This is a genomic window from Sphingosinicella rhizophila, from assembly GCF_032378825.1.
Lineage (GTDB): Bacteria > Pseudomonadota > Alphaproteobacteria > Sphingomonadales > Sphingomonadaceae > Allosphingosinicella > Allosphingosinicella rhizophila.
Genome location: NZ_JAVUPU010000006.1, coordinates 234,063 through 250,304, shown reverse-complemented (window position 1 = coordinate 250,304; position 16,242 = coordinate 234,063). Strand labels below are relative to the sequence as shown.

General features: G+C 64.1%; 16 protein-coding genes. 14 read left to right on the top strand and 2 right to left on the bottom strand.

Annotated elements, in window-relative coordinates; genetic code table 11:
* Positions 1–60: 60 nt before the first annotated feature.
* From pcaF to paaE, 6 genes are read left to right on the top strand one after another with little or no spacing between them, the layout of a single operon-like run.
* Positions 61–1,266 (top strand): 3-oxoadipyl-CoA thiolase, encoded by a 1,206-nt coding sequence (pcaF, locus tag RQX22_RS13490; RefSeq protein WP_315727066.1) that lies wholly within the window; start codon positions 61–63, stop codon positions 1,264–1,266.
* 2 nt (positions 1,267–1,268) lie between these two features.
* Complete coding sequence (paaA, locus tag RQX22_RS13485) at positions 1,269–2,252, top strand: 1,2-phenylacetyl-CoA epoxidase subunit PaaA (protein ID WP_315727065.1); 984 nt, start codon at positions 1,269–1,271, stop codon at positions 2,250–2,252.
* Entirely contained in the window at positions 2,252–2,536 is a 285-nt protein-coding gene (gene paaB / locus RQX22_RS13480; protein ID WP_410001642.1) for a 1,2-phenylacetyl-CoA epoxidase subunit PaaB, read from the top strand. The genes paaA and paaB overlap by 1 nt, the downstream gene beginning before the upstream one ends.
* Positions 2,536–3,288, top strand: a complete 753-nt coding sequence (gene paaC, locus RQX22_RS13475) for a 1,2-phenylacetyl-CoA epoxidase subunit PaaC (protein WP_315727064.1) — start codon at positions 2,536–2,538, stop codon at positions 3,286–3,288. The genes paaB and paaC overlap by 1 nt, the downstream gene beginning before the upstream one ends.
* On the top strand, positions 3,282–3,752 hold the full coding sequence (gene paaD, locus RQX22_RS13470; RefSeq protein ID WP_315727063.1) for a 1,2-phenylacetyl-CoA epoxidase subunit PaaD: 471 nt from the start codon (positions 3,282–3,284) through the stop codon (positions 3,750–3,752). Before paaC ends, paaD begins: the two co-directional genes overlap by 7 nt.
* A 1-nt stretch (position 3,753) precedes the next feature.
* Positions 3,754–4,830, top strand: a complete 1,077-nt coding sequence (gene paaE / locus RQX22_RS13465; RefSeq protein ID WP_315727062.1) for a 1,2-phenylacetyl-CoA epoxidase subunit PaaE — start codon at positions 3,754–3,756, stop codon at positions 4,828–4,830.
* 32 nt (positions 4,831–4,862) lie between these two features.
* Here paaE and bla read toward each other — a convergent pair whose 3' ends face one another.
* Positions 4,863–6,029, bottom strand: a complete 1,167-nt coding sequence (gene bla / locus RQX22_RS13460) for a class A beta-lactamase (protein WP_315727061.1) — start codon at positions 6,027–6,029, stop codon at positions 4,863–4,865.
* A gap of 155 nt (positions 6,030–6,184) precedes the next feature.
* A complete protein-coding gene (locus RQX22_RS13455; protein ID WP_315727060.1) occupies positions 6,185–6,691 on the bottom strand; it encodes a DNA-deoxyinosine glycosylase in 507 nt (168 codons plus the stop codon).
* Positions 6,692–6,801: 110 nt separating this feature from the next.
* Here RQX22_RS13455 and proB point away from each other — a divergent pair, with 110 nt between their 5' ends.
* From proB to leuD, 8 genes are all read left to right on the top strand, one after another.
* Entirely contained in the window at positions 6,802–7,950 is a 1,149-nt protein-coding gene (proB, locus tag RQX22_RS13450; protein WP_315727059.1) for a glutamate 5-kinase, read from the top strand.
* Complete coding sequence (locus tag RQX22_RS13445) at positions 7,947–9,179, top strand: glutamate-5-semialdehyde dehydrogenase (protein WP_315727058.1); 1,233 nt, start codon at positions 7,947–7,949, stop codon at positions 9,177–9,179. The genes proB and RQX22_RS13445 overlap by 4 nt, the downstream gene beginning before the upstream one ends.
* A gap of 406 nt (positions 9,180–9,585) precedes the next feature.
* Positions 9,586–11,346, top strand: coding sequence for a homoserine dehydrogenase (locus tag RQX22_RS13440; RefSeq protein WP_315727057.1), 1,761 nt, complete (start codon positions 9,586–9,588; stop codon positions 11,344–11,346).
* A gap of 132 nt (positions 11,347–11,478) precedes the next feature.
* Positions 11,479–12,771, top strand: coding sequence for a threonine synthase (gene thrC / locus RQX22_RS13435; protein WP_315727056.1), 1,293 nt, complete (start codon positions 11,479–11,481; stop codon positions 12,769–12,771).
* Positions 12,772–12,865: 94 nt separating this feature from the next.
* Positions 12,866–13,042, top strand: coding sequence for a hypothetical protein (locus RQX22_RS13430; RefSeq protein WP_315727055.1), 177 nt, complete (start codon positions 12,866–12,868; stop codon positions 13,040–13,042).
* Positions 13,043–13,128: 86 nt separating this feature from the next.
* The gene (leuB, locus tag RQX22_RS13425) at positions 13,129–14,256 is read left to right on the top strand and encodes a 3-isopropylmalate dehydrogenase (protein WP_315727054.1); all 1,128 of its coding nucleotides are present in this window, start codon (positions 13,129–13,131) and stop codon (positions 14,254–14,256) included.
* Positions 14,253–15,683, top strand: coding sequence for a 3-isopropylmalate dehydratase large subunit (gene leuC, locus RQX22_RS13420; protein WP_315727053.1), 1,431 nt, complete (start codon positions 14,253–14,255; stop codon positions 15,681–15,683). The genes leuB and leuC overlap by 4 nt, the downstream gene beginning before the upstream one ends.
* Entirely contained in the window at positions 15,680–16,240 is a 561-nt protein-coding gene (gene leuD, locus RQX22_RS13415) for a 3-isopropylmalate dehydratase small subunit (RefSeq protein ID WP_315727052.1), read from the top strand. Before leuC ends, leuD begins: the two co-directional genes overlap by 4 nt.
* Positions 16,241–16,242: the final 2 nt, after the last annotated feature.

Below are 16,242 nucleotides of genomic sequence, written 5' to 3'. Positions count from 1 at the left end.
AGATTGACCGGTCGTTCGATTAATGCAAGAAAAATTGTTCCTACTCATTTTGGATCACGCATGGCAACCGACGCATTCATCTTCGACGCAATCCGCACGCCGATCGGCCGCTATGGCGGCGCGCTGGCACATGTCCGCGCCGACGATCTTGCGGCGATCCCGATCAAGGCGCTGATGAATCGCAATGCCGACGTGGATTGGGGCGAGGTGGACGATGTCATCCTCGGCTGCGCGAATCAGGCGGGCGAGGACAATCGCAACCTGGCCCGGATGGCCGGGTTGCTGGCCGGTCTGCCCGACACCAGCGGCGGCGTGACGCTCAATCGCCTGTGCGGATCGGGGATGGACGCCGTGGCGATGGCGGCGCGGGTGGTGCGCGGCAGCGAGGCGGACATGATCATCGCCGGCGGTTCGGAGAGCATGAGCCGCGCTCCTTTCGTGATGGCCAAGGCGACCGGTGCCTTCGATCGCAATGCCGAAATCTACGACACGACGATCGGCTGGCGCTTCGTCAATCCGAAGATGAAGCAGGCCTATGGCGACGATACTATGCCGTCGACGGCCGAGAACGTGGCTGAAGATTATAAGGTAAGCCGCGAGGATCAGGACGCCTTTGCCGTTCGTAGCCAGGACAAGGCGAGTCGGGCGCAGGAAGCGGGACGTTTCGCAGCCGAAATCGTCTCCGTGACGATCCCGCAGCGCAAGGGCGACCCGGTCATCGTCGACAAGGACGAGCATCCGCGCCAGACCAGTGTCGAGGCGCTTGCCAAATTGCGTCCGATCGTGCGTCCGGACGGCAGCGTCACCGCCGGCAATGCGTCCGGTGTGAATGATGGCGCGGCGGCGATGATCGTCGCGACCGAGGAAGCGGGCCGGCGCAACGGCCTCACGCCCCGCGCGCGTTTTGTCGGCGGCGCGGTCGTCGGCCTGCCGCCGCGGATCATGGGAATGGGCCCGGCGCCGGCGTCGAAGAAACTGCTCTCCCGGCTGGGTCTTTCGATCGGCGACATGGACGTGATCGAGATCAACGAGGCCTTTGCCGCCCAGGCGCTGCCGGTGCTTCGCGAACTCGGCCTTCCCGACGATGCCGACCATGTGAATCCCAATGGCGGCGCCATCGCGCTCGGCCATCCGCTCGGTATGTCGGGCGCGCGGCTCGTGCTGACCGCCACCGAAGAACTCCAGCGCAGGGGTGGACGTTATGCCTTATGTGCGATGTGCATTGGCGTCGGCCAGGGCATCGCCATGGTGATCGAGAGGGTCTGACTATGTACACCACCGAATTGCAGAAGACGAAGGCCGTCGACGGCATCGAGGATCCGGAGAAGCTGGCAGCTTTCGAGGCGCGGGTCGCCGCCGACGAATTCATCGAACCCAAGGATTGGATGCCCGAAGCTTATCGGCGCACCCTGACCCGTCAGATCTCCCAGCATGCCCATTCGGAGATCGTCGGCATGTTGCCGGAAGGCAATTGGATCGGACGCGCGCCTTCGCTCCGGCGCAAGGCTATCCTGCTCGCGAAGGTTCAGGACGAAGCGGGCCATGGCCTTTATCTTTATTCCGCCGCCGAGACGCTCGGTACCTCGCGCGAGGAAATGATCGAGGCGCTCCATTCCGGCAAAGCCAAATATTCGACCATCTTCAACTATCCCACCCTGACATGGGCGGACATGGGGGCGATCGGCTGGCTGGTCGATGGCGCGGCGATCATGAACCAGGTGCCGCTGCAGCGCACCTCCTACGGGCCATATGCCCGAGCGATGGTGCGCGTCTGCAAGGAAGAAAGCTTCCATCAGCGCCAGGGCTACGAGATCATGATGGCGATGTGCGCCGGTACGCCGGAGCAGAAGCGCATGGCGCAGGACGCGCTCGACCGCTGGTGGTTTCCGTCGCTGATGATGTTTGGTCCGCCCGATGACGACAGTCCCAACACGGCCCAGTCGATGCGCTGGCGAATCAAGCGCGACACCAACGACGCGCTTCGCCAGAAGTTCGTCGACATCACCGTGCCGCAAGGCGAGGCGATCGGGCTTACCTTTCCCGATCCGGACCTCAAATGGAACGAGGAACGGGGCGCCTATGATTTCGGCATACTCGACTGGGAGGAATTCTACGCGGTCGTGCGCGGCGAAGGCCCGGTCGCCAAGGAACGTATGAAGGCCCGGCGCGACGCCTGGGAAGAGGGCGCCTGGGTGCGCGAGGCAGCCGACGCTTACGCCGCCAAGCACGCGGAAAAGAAGGCGGCCGCCTGATGAGCAAGGATTGGCCGCTCTGGGAAGTCTTCGTCCGGTCGAAGGGCGGGCTTTCGCACCGCCATGTCGGCAGCGTCCACGCGCCGGACGGGGAGATCGCGATCCGTCATGCTCGCGATACATATACGCGGCGGATGGAGGGCGTCAGCCTGTGGGTCGTGCCGTCGGCATCGATCATCGCCTCCGATCCGGCCGACGACGGTCCCATGTTCGAGCCGGCGGAGGACAAGATTTACCGGCATCCGACCTTCTACGACATTCCTGACGGGATCACCCACATCTGATGGACCAGGCTTTATTCCAATATGTGCTGCGTCTCGGCGACGACGGCCTGATCCTCGGGCAGAGATTGTCCGAATGGACGGGTCATGCCCCTTCGGTGGAAGTCGATCTCAGCCTGGCCAACATGGCGCTCGACCTCATCGGGCAGGCAACGCATTTTCTTCATTATGCTGGCCAGATCGAAGGGCAGGGGCGGGACGGCGATGCGCTTGCCTTCCGTCGCGACGTGATGGATTTCGGCAATTGCGTGCTGGTCGAGCAGCCCAATGGCGACTTCGCCCAGACGATGGCGCGGCAGTTCCTCTTTTCCACCTGGCAGAAGATGCTGCTGGAACGGCTGATCGGATCGAAGGACGAGTTGATCGCATCCGTTGCCGCCAAGTCGGTCAAGGAAGTCACCTACCATCAGGAATTGTCCGAGGAATGGGTGGTTCGCCTGGGCGACGGCACAGCGGAAAGCCACCGGCGCATGGCCGCCGGGCTGGACTGGATGTGGCGTTTCATCCCCGAATTGTTCGAAATGGACTCTGTCGGCGAGGAAATGCTGGCGCGCGGTATCGGCGCCGATCCCGCATCCTTTCGCGCCGATTATGATCGCAAGCTGCTCGCGGTGCTGGACCAGGCGACCCTGGAGGCGCCCAAGGACCAACGACCCATCCTGGGCGGGCGGCGCGGCCATCATAGCGAGCATCTCGGCCATCTCCTGTGCGCGATGCAATTCCTGCCCCGCACCTATCCGGACGCGAAATGGTAGCCGTGCCCGCCCTCGATATTGCCGATCGCTTATGGTCGGTCCTGGCCGATGTGCCCGATCCCGAAATCCCGGTGGTCTCGGTCGTGGATCTCGGCATCGTGCGCGAGGTCGATGCGGATGGTGGCCGCGTTGTCATCACGCCCACTTATACCGGCTGCCCCGCCACGCTCGTGATCGAGCGCGACATACGGAGCGCCCTCGACAAGGCCGGCTTCGAGGGCTTCAGGATCGAGACGACGCTCTCGCCGCCATGGACCACCGACTGGATCAGCGAGGAGGGCAAGCGCAAGCTTCGTGCTTATGGCATTGCTCCGCCTCGGCCGGCCGGCGAACGCCAGGTCGAGTGTCCGCAATGCGGCTCCACCGATACCGTGGAAATCAGCCGCTTCGGTTCCACGCCCTGCAAGGCGCTCTGGCGCTGCCGGTCCTGCGCCGAACCCTTCGACCTCTTCAAGTGCCACTGACATGTCCGTAGGATTCCATACGCTCACCATCGCTGAAGTGATCCCCGAGACGGCGGATGCCAAAACGATCCGCTTCGACGTGCCGGACGACCTGCGCGATGCCTTCCGCTTCAAGCCTGGCCAGCATCTCACCTTGAAATGCGACATTGCCGGCGAGGAAGTCCGCCGCAATTATTCGCTGTGCGTCGCGCCGGACGATGGCCTGCTCAAGGTCACCGTGAAAAGAATAGCGGGCGGTGCCTTTTCCAATTGGGCCAATGACAATCTGAAGACCGGCGACCGCATCGACGTCATGCCGCCGCATGGTTCCTTCACTTGCGATTTCGATCCGGGGGCTAGCCGTCAGTATGTCGGCTTTGCGGGAGGCTCCGGGATCACGCCGGTCCTGTCGCTGCTGAAGACGGCGCTGAGCGTCGAGCCGAACAGCCGCTTCACCTTGTTCTACGGAAACCGCGACAGCCAGTCGGTGATTTTCCTGGAGGAACTCGCGCGCCTCAAGAACCGCTTCATGGAGCGGCTCGAAGTCCATCATTTCCTCGCCGAGGAATCGGAGGATATCGATCTGTTCAACGGCATGCTGGACCGCGCGAAATGCGACGAGGTCCTGACCCATCTCGTGGACGCGTCGGACGTGGACGCTTTCTTCATCTGCGGTCCCGGTCCGATGATGGACGCCGCGGAGGCGGCCATTCTGGGCCATGGCGTGGACAAGGCCAAGATCCACATCGAACGCTTCACCGCGGGCCGGCCTTCCGCCGCGGTTGCCGCGCAGATGCAGGTGCTGCAGGACGAGGCTCGCGGCCAGACCATGACGGTGACCCTGGACGGCCGGAAGCGGATCATCCCGTTCGATGCCGAGGCCGGCAATATCCTCGACAGCGCCCGCAAGGCCGGCCTGCCGGCGCCTTATGCCTGCAAGGCCGGCGTCTGCGCGACCTGCCGTGCACGGGTCGTGTCGGGTGAAGTGGAAATGGCGGCCCGGTACGGCCTCAGCGACGAAGAAGTCGCGGCCGGCTATGTGCTGACCTGTCAGTCGGTACCCAAGGGTTCGGGCGTCATCGTCGATTACGACGCGTGATCCGATGTTAATCGCCGCGGAAGCGGGCGGGATCAATGCGTTCCCGAACTGCTTCTGGTCATGCTGCCGCCCGCCACGTCATAGCCCTGCAGGTTCTGCTGATAGGCGATCACCGAACGGACAGTAGCCTGCATCACCGCCATCCTTTCCGGGATCGGTGCGTAAGTGCGGCGGATCATGACAGCCACGGCATAGGATCGTCCGTCGGGGGCGGTCAGGATGCCGATATCGTTATAGCCGGCGGTGGCACCATCGAAATTCTGGCCCGTGCCGGTCTTGTGCGCGAGCTTCCAACCCGGCGCCAGACCGCCCTTCAACCGCTGCGGACCGGTGCGCGTATTGGCCATGATGTCGAGCAGACGCTGGGTCGAAGCGTTGGACAGCAATTTCCCTTTTTTCAGCATGTCCAGCGCGTCCACGATCCCCAGCGGCGTCGCGCCGTCGATCGGATTGGCGATATAGCGATCGAAGGCCGTCTTGCGCGTTTCCGTCGGAACAGAAGCGCGCGCGGCGGTGAAGGCGTTGCCGATCGAATAGGATTGCTTCCAGTTCATGCCCGCGATCTGGCTTTGCAGCAGCCGCTCGCCGGGTCCGAACCGGATGCCGGTGATGCCCTTTTCCCTCAGGAAGTCGCGAACCGCCTCCGGCCCGCCGGCGCGCCACAGCACGAAGTCGTTGCACGTATTGTCGCTGTGCTGCATCGCCCTGCGGATCAGCTCGCTCAAGGTGGTCGTGTAGCCGCCGTCGGCTTTGATCAGCCTGGCGATCGGCTGGTTGAACAAGGTCAGATCCTCGCGCTGCAGGGTCACCTGCTTTTGCAGGTCCAGCTCGCCGCGATCCGCTTTGTCCAGCGCCGTCAGCGTCACCCAGAATTTGCTGACGCTCTGCTGCGGGAAATAGGTGGCGCCGTCAAACTGGCTGGTCCAGCCGGTCTGCAGATCCTTGACCGCGATCCCGATATCGCCATTGAACGCGGCCCCCAGGCTCTGCACCTGTCCATCCAGGATGCGCTGTGCGGTTGCCATCTGGGGGGATACCGGCACCGGTTGCGACGCGAGGTTCTGTTTCGACGGCAGAAGCTGGATGGGTTCGCCCTGCGCGGCCGCCCCGGCCTGCGTCGCCATGGCCATTGCCGCGAACGGCACCAGCCTCAGGAAACGCGGAACGGCTTTCGCCGTCCGAACATATGTCTCCATCATCGAAGCCTCCCCTAAGCTCTTACCCGCCAAGGGATTCATCATAGGAGTCAGATTGTGACTGTCAGCTTAAAGATGCGTCGGCGCGACGGGCCGTTCCTGGGCTGCGATGGATTCCGTCCGGATTCCCGTTTGGAATCAATAGCCGACCCCGGTGGTCACCCTGAAAGGAAGGTCCGAAGCCGGATCCAGGCGTCATTCTTTGCGGCAAGGGCCAGGGTGAAGGCGGGGCTGCTCGATGGCAGCGGAACGAGCGCGAATGGAGCGGGGGCAAGCAGCTTCGTCCCGATCGTCGCCGCCTTTCCGCCGTTGAAGGCGACAGCCGCGAGATGCGGGAGCGAGGCGGTCAGCTCCGCCAGGGGATTTGGCTGGTGACCTCGGATATTGGTGTCGAGGCTGCCCTTGCGGGTGGCGGAACCTACCACGTCCCACAGCCCGACGCCGGCATCGCGCAGGGTCTTCAACCGCTCCCGATAATCCATCGTGTCGAGATTGCTGCCGATAACAGCCCCCATCAGCTTCCAGAACTGGTTGCGGGGATGGGCATAATAGCGGCCTTGGGCCAGGGATTCCTCGCCGGGAAGGCTGCCGAGGACAAGCAGGCGCGTGCGTTCGTCCGCCACGGGCGGGAAAGATCGTTTCAATACGGCTTCGAGTTCACCCATGCGACGCGATTCACCAGTTCGGTCATCATGGGGCAAGGGGAAAGAGGCGCTGGCCGTCCACCCGCGGAAACGCATTGTGCGATGCAGCGCCCCCTCATAAAAGCGCGCCCATGATCGGGGCGGGCGAAGACGAAGTGAAAATGGCTGCGGCGCTGATCGGCGCGGCGCGCCGGATCACGATCAAGATCGGCTCGTCGCTCATCATCGACCAGGCCGGTACCGGTGCGCGCCGCGAATGGATGGCGAGCGTGGGTGACGATGTCGCCGCCTTGCGCACGCAAGGCAAGCAGGTGCTGCTCGTCTCTTCCGGTTCGGTGGCGCTCGGCCGCAAGCATCTCGGCCTGAAGCGCTCGCAGCGCCTCGCCTACAAGCAGGCAGCCGCGGCAGCCGGTCAGGCCTTGCTGATGCAGGCATGGGAGGCGGCGCTTGCGCCTCACGGGATTCCGACCGCGCAATTGCTCCTCACCATCGAGGATACGGAGCAGAGGCGGCGCTGGCTTAATGCGCGCGCGACGCTCGATGTCCTGCTGTCCCAGGGCGCGCTTCCCGTCATCAACGAAAATGACAGCGTCGCCACCGAGGAGCTTCGCTATGGCGACAATGACCGGCTCTCGGCCCGCGCAGCGCAAATGATCCGGAGCGACCTCCTCATCCTCCTGTCTGATGTCGACGGGCTCTATACGGCTGATCCGGCCAGCGAGCCCGATGCCAGTCACATTCCCTATGTCGAGGAAGTCGACGCGCGGGTCGAGGGCGTTGCTACTGGTCCCGCCAGGGGAGGGGTCGGTTCGGGCGGAATGCGCACCAAATTGATCGCGGCGCGCATCGCTGCCAATTTCGGCTGCGCGACCCTGATCGCATCGGGTCATGCGAACGGTCCGATAAGCCGGCTCATGGAAGGCGCGAAGGCGACGATCATCGCCGCCAAGGGATCGCCCGCCAGTGCCTATAAGCAATGGATAGCGGGTGCGTTGGCGCCGGCGGGCCGAGTCTCGATCGACAAGGGGGCGCTGGCCGCTTTGGCTTCGGGAAAGAGCCTGCTACCCGCCGGCGTCACCGGCGTCGCCGGCAATTTCGATCGCGGCGTCTGCCTCAGCATCCTTGACGAATCCGGTACCGAAATCGCGCGTGGGATCACCGCTTACAATGCGGCGGAGGCGCTGGCCATCCTGGGTTGCAACAGCGACATGATCGTGGAACGGCTCGGCTATTCCGGTCCGGACGAGCTCATCCACCGGGATGATATGGTGATGCTATGACGATCGTGGAAATGATGGAGTCGATCGGTGCGAAGGCGCGCAAGGGTGCGGACGCGCTTCGTGACGCATCGGGTGAAACCCGGACCCGGGCCATCCGTGCCATGGCCGCAAAGCTCAGGGAAAGCGCGCCGGCCATTCTCGCCGCCAATGCGGAGGACGTCGCCGGAGCGACGGCACTGGTCGATCGGCTGAGGCTCGATCCGCAGCGGCTGGAGGGGGCTGCGCAATCGCTGGAACAGGTGGCTGGCCTCCCCGATCTCGTCGGCACCGATCTGGCGCGTTGGACCCGCCCCAATGGGCTCGACATTGCCAGGGTGCGGACGCCGATCGGGGTCATCGGCATGATCTACGAAAGCCGGCCCAATGTGACGGCGGATGCGGCGGCGATCTGCGTCCGGTCCGGCAACGCCGTCATTCTCCGCTCGGGTTCCGATGCGCTGAGAAGCTCGATCGCCATTCACGAGGCGATAGCGGCCGGTCTCGTCGAGGCCGGCCTTCCGGCAGACTGCGTTCAGATCGTTCCAACGGCCTCGCGCGATGCGGTCGGGCTCATGCTTCAGGGGCTGGACGGCGCTGTCGATCTGATCATTCCGCGCGGGGGCGCGGCGCTGGTCGAGCGCGTCAGCCGCGAGGCGCGCGTCCCGACGCTCGGCCATCTCGAAGGACTTTGCCACACCTATGTCCATGGGTCGGCCGATCCCGGCATGGCGGTCGCGGTCGTCGCCAACGCCAAGATGCGCAGGACATCGATCTGCGGCGCGACCGAGACGTTGCTGATCGATCGCGCCGCGGCGCCGGCGCTGCTTCCCGCCATTGCGGCGGCGCTGGATGGCTGCGAACTGCGCGGCGATGCCGAAAGCCGGGCCCTCGTGCCGATGAAGGCGGCCGCGGAGTCGGACTGGTCGACCGAATATCTGGCGCCCATCCTCTCCATTCGGGTCGTGGCCGACATCGGTGAGGCGATGGCCCATATCGAACTTTATGGCACCGGCCACACCGAAGCGATCGTCGCGGAAGACGAAGCTGCGGCCGAACTCTTTCTGAACCGCGTGGACAGCGCGATCGTCATGTGGAACGCGTCGACCCAGTTCGCCGATGGGGGCGAGTTCGGGTTCGGCGCTGAAATCGGCATCGCCACCGGCAAGCTGCACGCCAGAGGTCCGGTTGGCCCGGAACAGCTGATGACCTTCAAATATATTGTCCGCGGCACCGGACAGCAGCGGCCCTGAGGCGCAGGCAAGGGCGATCCGGGGGACTGATTGGTCATCGCGCGGCGTGGCGCGGGGGCAACGCGCCTCCCGGCAAATGCGCCTCGATTGCTTTTTTGGTTGACGAACGGCCGGGCTTGGAGGCAGTTGGCGCCCGGAAAGCACGTCCCGTCCGGTTTCCCGGGCGCGTGCTTCAGGGGTGAAGATGAATTTGAACTTTTCTTATTCCCGTTTCCCTGCCAGCCGTGCGGACGCTCCCGTCCGTGCGTCCATGACCATTATCATCGCCATTACCACCATCACCATGCGCGAGCGGGGGGGATGCGGCTGACGACGGTCTGAAGCCAAGATTTTCCAACCCGCTCACCTTCCAGGCGAGCGGGTTTTTTTATGCCCGATGAACTTCAAACTCGAAAGCGAAGCAGCAATGACACAGCAAGACAGTGCAACCGCCCAACCGGCACGGCTCTGCGTCCTGAAATTCGGAAGCTCGGTGCTCCGGGTGGAATCGGACTATCCGGCGACGGCACTGGAAATCTACCGTCACATTCGCGACGGCGAAAAGGTCGTCGCCGTAGTCTCCGCATTGGGCGGCGAGACGGATGCTCTGCTGAATCAGGGCATGCGCGTGGGTGGCGACGCACCTGCGTTGCTCGCGCGCCTGGCCCGCGTCGGCGAGCTTCACTCCGCTGCGCTGATGGCGTTGGCACTCACCCGCATCGGCGTGCGCGCCTGCACCATGGACCCCCATGAAATGGGCCTGATGGCGGAGGGCGCGCCGCTGGATTCGAACCTGACAGGACTGGATGCGGATGCGATCCTGGCCAAGCTCGACCACCATGAAGTGGTCGTTGTTCCGGGCTTCACTGCGGGGCATGACGAATATGGGGTGGTGACGCTGGGGCGTGGTGGCACCGATCTCACCGCTGTCTTCTTTGCCGCCAGGCTGGGCGCGCATCGGGTGCGGCTGATCAAGGATGTGGACGGAGTCTATACTGCGGACCCGGCCCGCAATCCCCTTGCGGAGCGCTATGCGGAATTGAGCTATGGGGAGGCCGCCAAGGCCAGCGCGGGACTCATCCAGGACAAGGCGATTGTCGCGGCCGAAGCCCAGGATGTGCTGATCGAGGTCGCTGCGATGGGATCGGCGGAGGCGACGACCGTCGCCAATGTTCCTGCGCGAAGCGCGCTTCCGTTGAAGGGTCCCAAGCTACGCGTCGCATTGCTCGGTTGCGGTGCGGTCGGTGCCGGCGTGCTGGATTATCTGAAGGGGCGGCCGGACCTGTTCGAAATCAACCCGGTTCTCGTGCGCCGGCCGCATCTTCACGAAGAACATGCCGACTTCACTGACGATCTCCATCGCGCGCTCGGCGAGGCCCCCGATCTTGTCGTCGAGCTGATCGGCGGTGCCGATGAGGCCGCCGAGATCATGCGGTCGGCGCTCCGGTCCGGTACCCATGTGGTGTCGGCGAACAAGGCGGCGATCGCAAAACATTATGACGCGCTCCACGCCTGCGCGGAAGCCAGCGGCGCTTCGCTCCGTTACTCCGCCGCCGTCGGCGGCGGCACGCCGGTGCTGGAAATGCTAGCGCGGCTCGGCGGGAGTGCCGGCATCCAGGCCATCGAAGGCGTGATGAACGGCACCGGCAATTTCCTGATCAGCCGTTTGAGCGAGGGATGGTCGTTCGACGAGGCGGTAGCGAAGGCGCAGGAGCTCGGTTTTGCCGAAGCCGATCCGGCCGCTGATGTCGACGGTCATGACGTCGCCGACAAATTGTCGCTGCTCGTGCGCGAGGCCTTCGGAGTCGCCTTGCCGACCGATCGCATTGCAAGGCAGTCGCTTAGGGAAGTCACCACGGAGCAGGCCCAGGCCGCGCTCGCACGGGGCGAGGTCCTGAAGCAGGTTGGGCGCTGTTGGCTCGATGCGGATGGCCGGGTCCATGCCGGGGTGCAGATCGAGGGCCTCTCGGTCGATCATCCGCTGGCAGGCGCACGCAACGAGGAAAATCGCTTCCTCGTCCGCGACGCGGCCGGGTTGGAGCGATGCCTGCACGGCAAGGGCGCCGGCCGTTGGCCGACCGCGAGTGCCGTCTTCGCCGATATCATGGATCTTCAGCGCGGCCTGCTACTCAAGTCCGCTCCGGCATTCGAGATGGGTGAAGCCATTCCGCTCCTGCGCACCGCCTGACCGGTCGGACGTGGAGGGCGGCATTGCCCTTGCGACGGGTTGTGCCGCGGGCAGCATTGACCTTATCAGGACCCGCCGTGGGGCAAGCGCCTGCCGCGCGCAATTTCTAGAGGTGGTTGGGTGATGGAATATGTGAGCAGCAGAGGTTCGGCGCCGTCCGTCTCCCTCAGCGAGGCGATTCGCCACGGTGCCGCGCCGGACGGAGGCTTGTATCTGCCGGCTGCCTTGCCGGACTTGGACGTAGGCGCGCTTCGGGCGGATCGTCCGCTGGCGGACTTCGCGGCAACCCTGCTCGCTCCCTTCTTTGCTGGCGATCGGTTGGAAGGCGAACTCCCGGCGATCTGCCGCGAAGCTCTGGATTTTCCGGTGCCGATGGTCCGACCTTATGCCGACAGGCCGGGCTTTCATGTCCTTGAGCTGTTCCATGGGCCGACCGGTGCCTTCAAGGATTTCGGCGCACGATTTCTGATGGCCTGTTTCGATCGGATCGGCGATCCCGACCATCCATTGACGGTATTGGCGGCGACGTCCGGGGACACTGGCGGGGCAGTGGGCTGCGCTGCCGAGGGACGGCGCGGCGTCCGCGCACTCATCCTCTATCCCAAAGGCCGGGTATCGCCTTTCCAGGAACTCCAGCTGACATGCTGGAATGATCCGGTGCGGGCGTTCGAGGTGGCCGGCGACTTCGACGATTGCCAGACGATGGTGAAGGCGGCTTTCGCCGACCCTGCTTCGGTTGCCGCGCACCGCCTGACTTCGGCCAATTCCATCAATATCGGTCGGCTCTTGCCGCAAATGACCTATTGGTCGGCCGCCGCGGTCAAGATGTTTGGCGAGACCGGCAAGAAGCCGGGTCTCATCATCCCCACGGGTAATCTGGGTCATGCATTCGCCGCACTCTATATCCGCGCCGCGGGCGTCCCAATCGGGCCGGTCGTCATCGCGACCAATGCCAATCGAACGCTGAGCGATTGGCATCGCGACGGCCATTATGCACCGCGTGCGTCGGTCGCGACCATCGCCAATGCCATGGATGTAGGCGCACCCAGCAATTTCGAGCGGCTCGTTCATCTTCCTCCCGATCAGCGTGAACTGCGTGTGGAACTGGTCGACGACGACACGATCGCGGCGCGGATCAAGGCCGATCATGCGAAAGGTTATTTGTGGTGTCCGCACTCGGCGATCGCGGCGGAGGTTTTCGCGCGGCTCGGGGCGGAGCAGACGGAACGGCCCTGGATCGCCGGCGCCACCGCGCACCCCTATAAATTCGCCGATGTGCTGGAACCGCTGGTCGGGCAGCCTATCTCCGCGCCGCCTGCGCTCGCGGCCATTCTCGATCGCAAGGGGCACAAGACGGCGATCGGTGCCGATGTTCGGGAACTGGCTCCTTACTTCGGTGCCGATCAAGGTGCCGTTGCCGCATAGGGTCTGATGACGTGAAGCAGGCTCCACTCATGACTTGGGATCCCTTTTCCCCGCTCTCCGAATGATCGAGAAACGCCGCTAAGGCGAATTTGGGTTGATCGCTGCCGCAATGCAGCATATCGAAGGTAAATGGGATCCCATGGGGATGGTAAGAGCAATGATGCTTGAACAGGTGCTGATGGACGGGGCCAAGGCCGTGGCGCGCCGCGCTGCGCGCATTGCCGTGACTATTCTTACCATCAAAGACCCCGCGGCGGGTGGTTCTGGATAAGGTCTGATCAGGACCGGAAATCAGGAACCCCCGCTCTCTCCAGGAGCGGGGGTTTTTCTTTGGTGGTGAAGGAAAGGCGAGAGCTGATGCAGCGTGGCCAGGAAGCGCAGAACGACTCGGGGAGGATCGTCCTCCTGCCCGGCGACGGAATCGGTCCGGAGGTGGCCGCCGAGGCGGTGCAGTGCCTTCGGCTCCTGTCCGACGCGTACGATCTCGGCCTCGTTTTCGAGGAGCATGATTTCGGCGGCGCTGCGATCGACGCGCATGGCGTTCCTTTACCGGAAACAACGCTCGCCGCTTGCCGCGGCGCCGACGCGATCCTGCTCGGCGCGGTCGGCGGGCCGAAATGGGATGATAGCGCGGAACGGCCTGAAGCGGGCCTGCTGAAGCTGCGGGCGGCACTGGGCCTGTTTGCCAATTTGCGCCCGGCCCGCGTCATGCACGGTCTCGAGGAGCTGTCGCCGCTCAAGTCGCATATCGCGCGGGGCGCCGACATCCTGGTGGTTCGAGAGCTCACCGGCGGTCTCTATTTTGGCGAGAAGGTGATACGCGACGACGCCGCATCCGACCTTTGTCATTATTCTCGTACCGAGATCGAGCGCATTGCCCATGTCGCTTTTTGTGCCGCGCGCGAGCGGCGGTGCCGGGTGACGTCCGTCGACAAGGCCAACGTCCTGGCGACATCCAAATTATGGCGGAAGATCGTAATCGAGGTCTCCTCGGCCTATCCCGACGTCGCGCTCGATCATCTTTACGTCGACGCGGCGGCAATGGCCTTGGTGACGCGTCCGACCCAGTTCGACGTCATCCTCACCGAAAACCTGTTCGGCGACATATTGTCCGACGAAATGTCGGTGATCGGCGGATCGATCGGGCTGCTCGGATCTTCGAGCACGGGGGACCGCGGGCCGGCATTGTTCGAGCCCATCCATGGTTCGGCACCGGATATTGCCGGGCTGGATCGAGCCAACCCCGGCGGCGCTATCGCCAGCGCAGCGATGATGCTGCAATCGCTCGGTTTCGCGGCACAGGCGGAAATGCTCGACCGCGCGCTGGAGCGGACGATCGGCGAAGGATGCCGCACCGCCGATCTGGGGGGCGGGATCGGCTGTTCCGCCTTCGGATCCCGGGTGCGCGAAATTCTCAGGAGCGATCTCGTGCGCCATGAGGCCTCGCTGCAGCTCATCCAGATGAACCGGGGGTGCTGCGGATGAACGGTCCCCGCTCCCTCTACCGGAAAATCTGGGATGATCATGTCGTCGCACGGGCGCCGGATGGCACCTGCCTCCTCTATGTCGATCGCCACCTCGTCCACGAAGTGACGTCGCCGCAAGCCTTCGAAGGCCTGCGCCTGGCCGGCCGCAAGGTGCGCCGTCCCGATCTCACCTTGGCCGTTCCGGACCATAACCTGCCGACGACGCGACGTGTCGACGATCATGGCACCAGGCTGCCGATCATCGACCCGGCAAGCGCCACCCAATTGGCGGCGCTGGAAGCCAATGTCGCTGAATTCGGCGTCCCTTACATCGCCGACACCGCCGAGGCACAGGGAATCGTCCATGTCGTAGGTCCGGAGCAGGGCTTCACCTTGCCCGGCACGACTTTGGTGTGCGGCGACAGCCATACCGCCGCCCATGGCGCGCTCGGCGCGCTGGCATTCGGGATCGGTACCAGCGAGGTTGAGCATGTCCTCGCCACCCAGACCCTCCATCTGAAGCCCTCGAAAACCCTGGAAGTTCGGGTCGAAGGGTCGCTCGGCTTCGGCGTGTCTGCGAAGGACCTGATCCTCGCCATCATCGGTCGGATCGGTGCAGCTGGTGGAACTGGCCATGTCATCGAATATCGCGGCTCGACCTTCGCCGATATGAGCATCGAAGGGCGGCTGACGGTCGCCAATATGTCGATTGAGGCCGGGGCGCGTTCCGGCCTCTTCGCTCCCGATAACAAGACCTTTGCCTATCTGAAGGGTCGCCCGATGGCCCCGAAGGGCGCCGATTGGGATCGTCAGGTCGCCTATTGGCGGACGCTTCTGACCGACGACGGCGCGCTATTCGACAAGAGCGTGCGGCTGGACGCACAGGATATCGCGCCGAACGTCACCTGGGGGACCAGCCCCGACGACGTCGTCTCCATCGTCGATCGGGTGCCGGATCCGGAGGCTATTGCCGATCCTGCAAGGCGGGAAGCGGCGCGCACCGCGCTCGATTATATGGGCCTCGCCGCGGGCATGGCGATGCAGGATGTGAGCGTCGAGCATATCTTCATCGGCAGCTGCACCAACAGTCGCATCGAAGATCTGCGGGCGGCGGCGAGCGTGGTGCGCGGCCGCAAGGTCGACGCCGGCATCAAGCAGGCCCTGGTGGTGCCGGGGTCCGGACTTGTGAAGCGGCAGGCCGAGGAGGAAGGGCTCGACCAAGTCTTTATTGAGGCCGGCTTCGAATGGCGCGAGCCGGGTTGCTCGATGTGCCTCGCCATGAACCCGGATAAGGTGCCGCCGCGTGAGCGTTGCGCTTCCACTTCGAACCGAAATTTCGCAGGGCGTCAGGGGCCGGGCGCCCGTACGCATCTCGTTTCGCCCGCCATGGCGGCCGCCGCTGCGGTCACGGGTCGGCTGACCGATGTCCGGGAGTTGGTGCAATGATTCCTGTTCGGCAGGTCGAAGGCCGCGCATTTCCGCTCGGGCGCAAGAATGTCGACACCGACATGATCATTGCCGCCGAGCATCTTAAGACGGTTTCGCGTCATGGCCTTGGGCGTTTCGCCTTTCAGGCCTTGCGCGCGGACCCTGGCAACGTCTTTGACGATCCGGCTTATGCCGGCGCGCCGATCCTCATTGCCGGTGACAATTTCGGTTGCGGGTCCAGTCGCGAGCATGCTGTCTGGGCGCTCGCCGACATGGGCATAAAGGCCGTGATCGCGCCTGGCTTTTCCGACATCTTTTCCAGCAATGCCTTCAAGAACGGGCTGGTGACGGTCGTGCTCGGCCAGGCCGAGGTCGATCGCCTGCTGGCCTGGGCGGCAAAGCATGAAATCCGGATCGATCTCGAAATCATGACGGTTTTGTGCCATGGGGAGGCCTTCGCTTTCGATCTGGACCCGTTTCGGCGGGAATGCCTGATGGAGGGGCGCGACGAAATCGCCCTCACCTTGCTCCATGTCGACGCAATCGAAGCCTATGAACGGCGGATAGGGGTTTGACG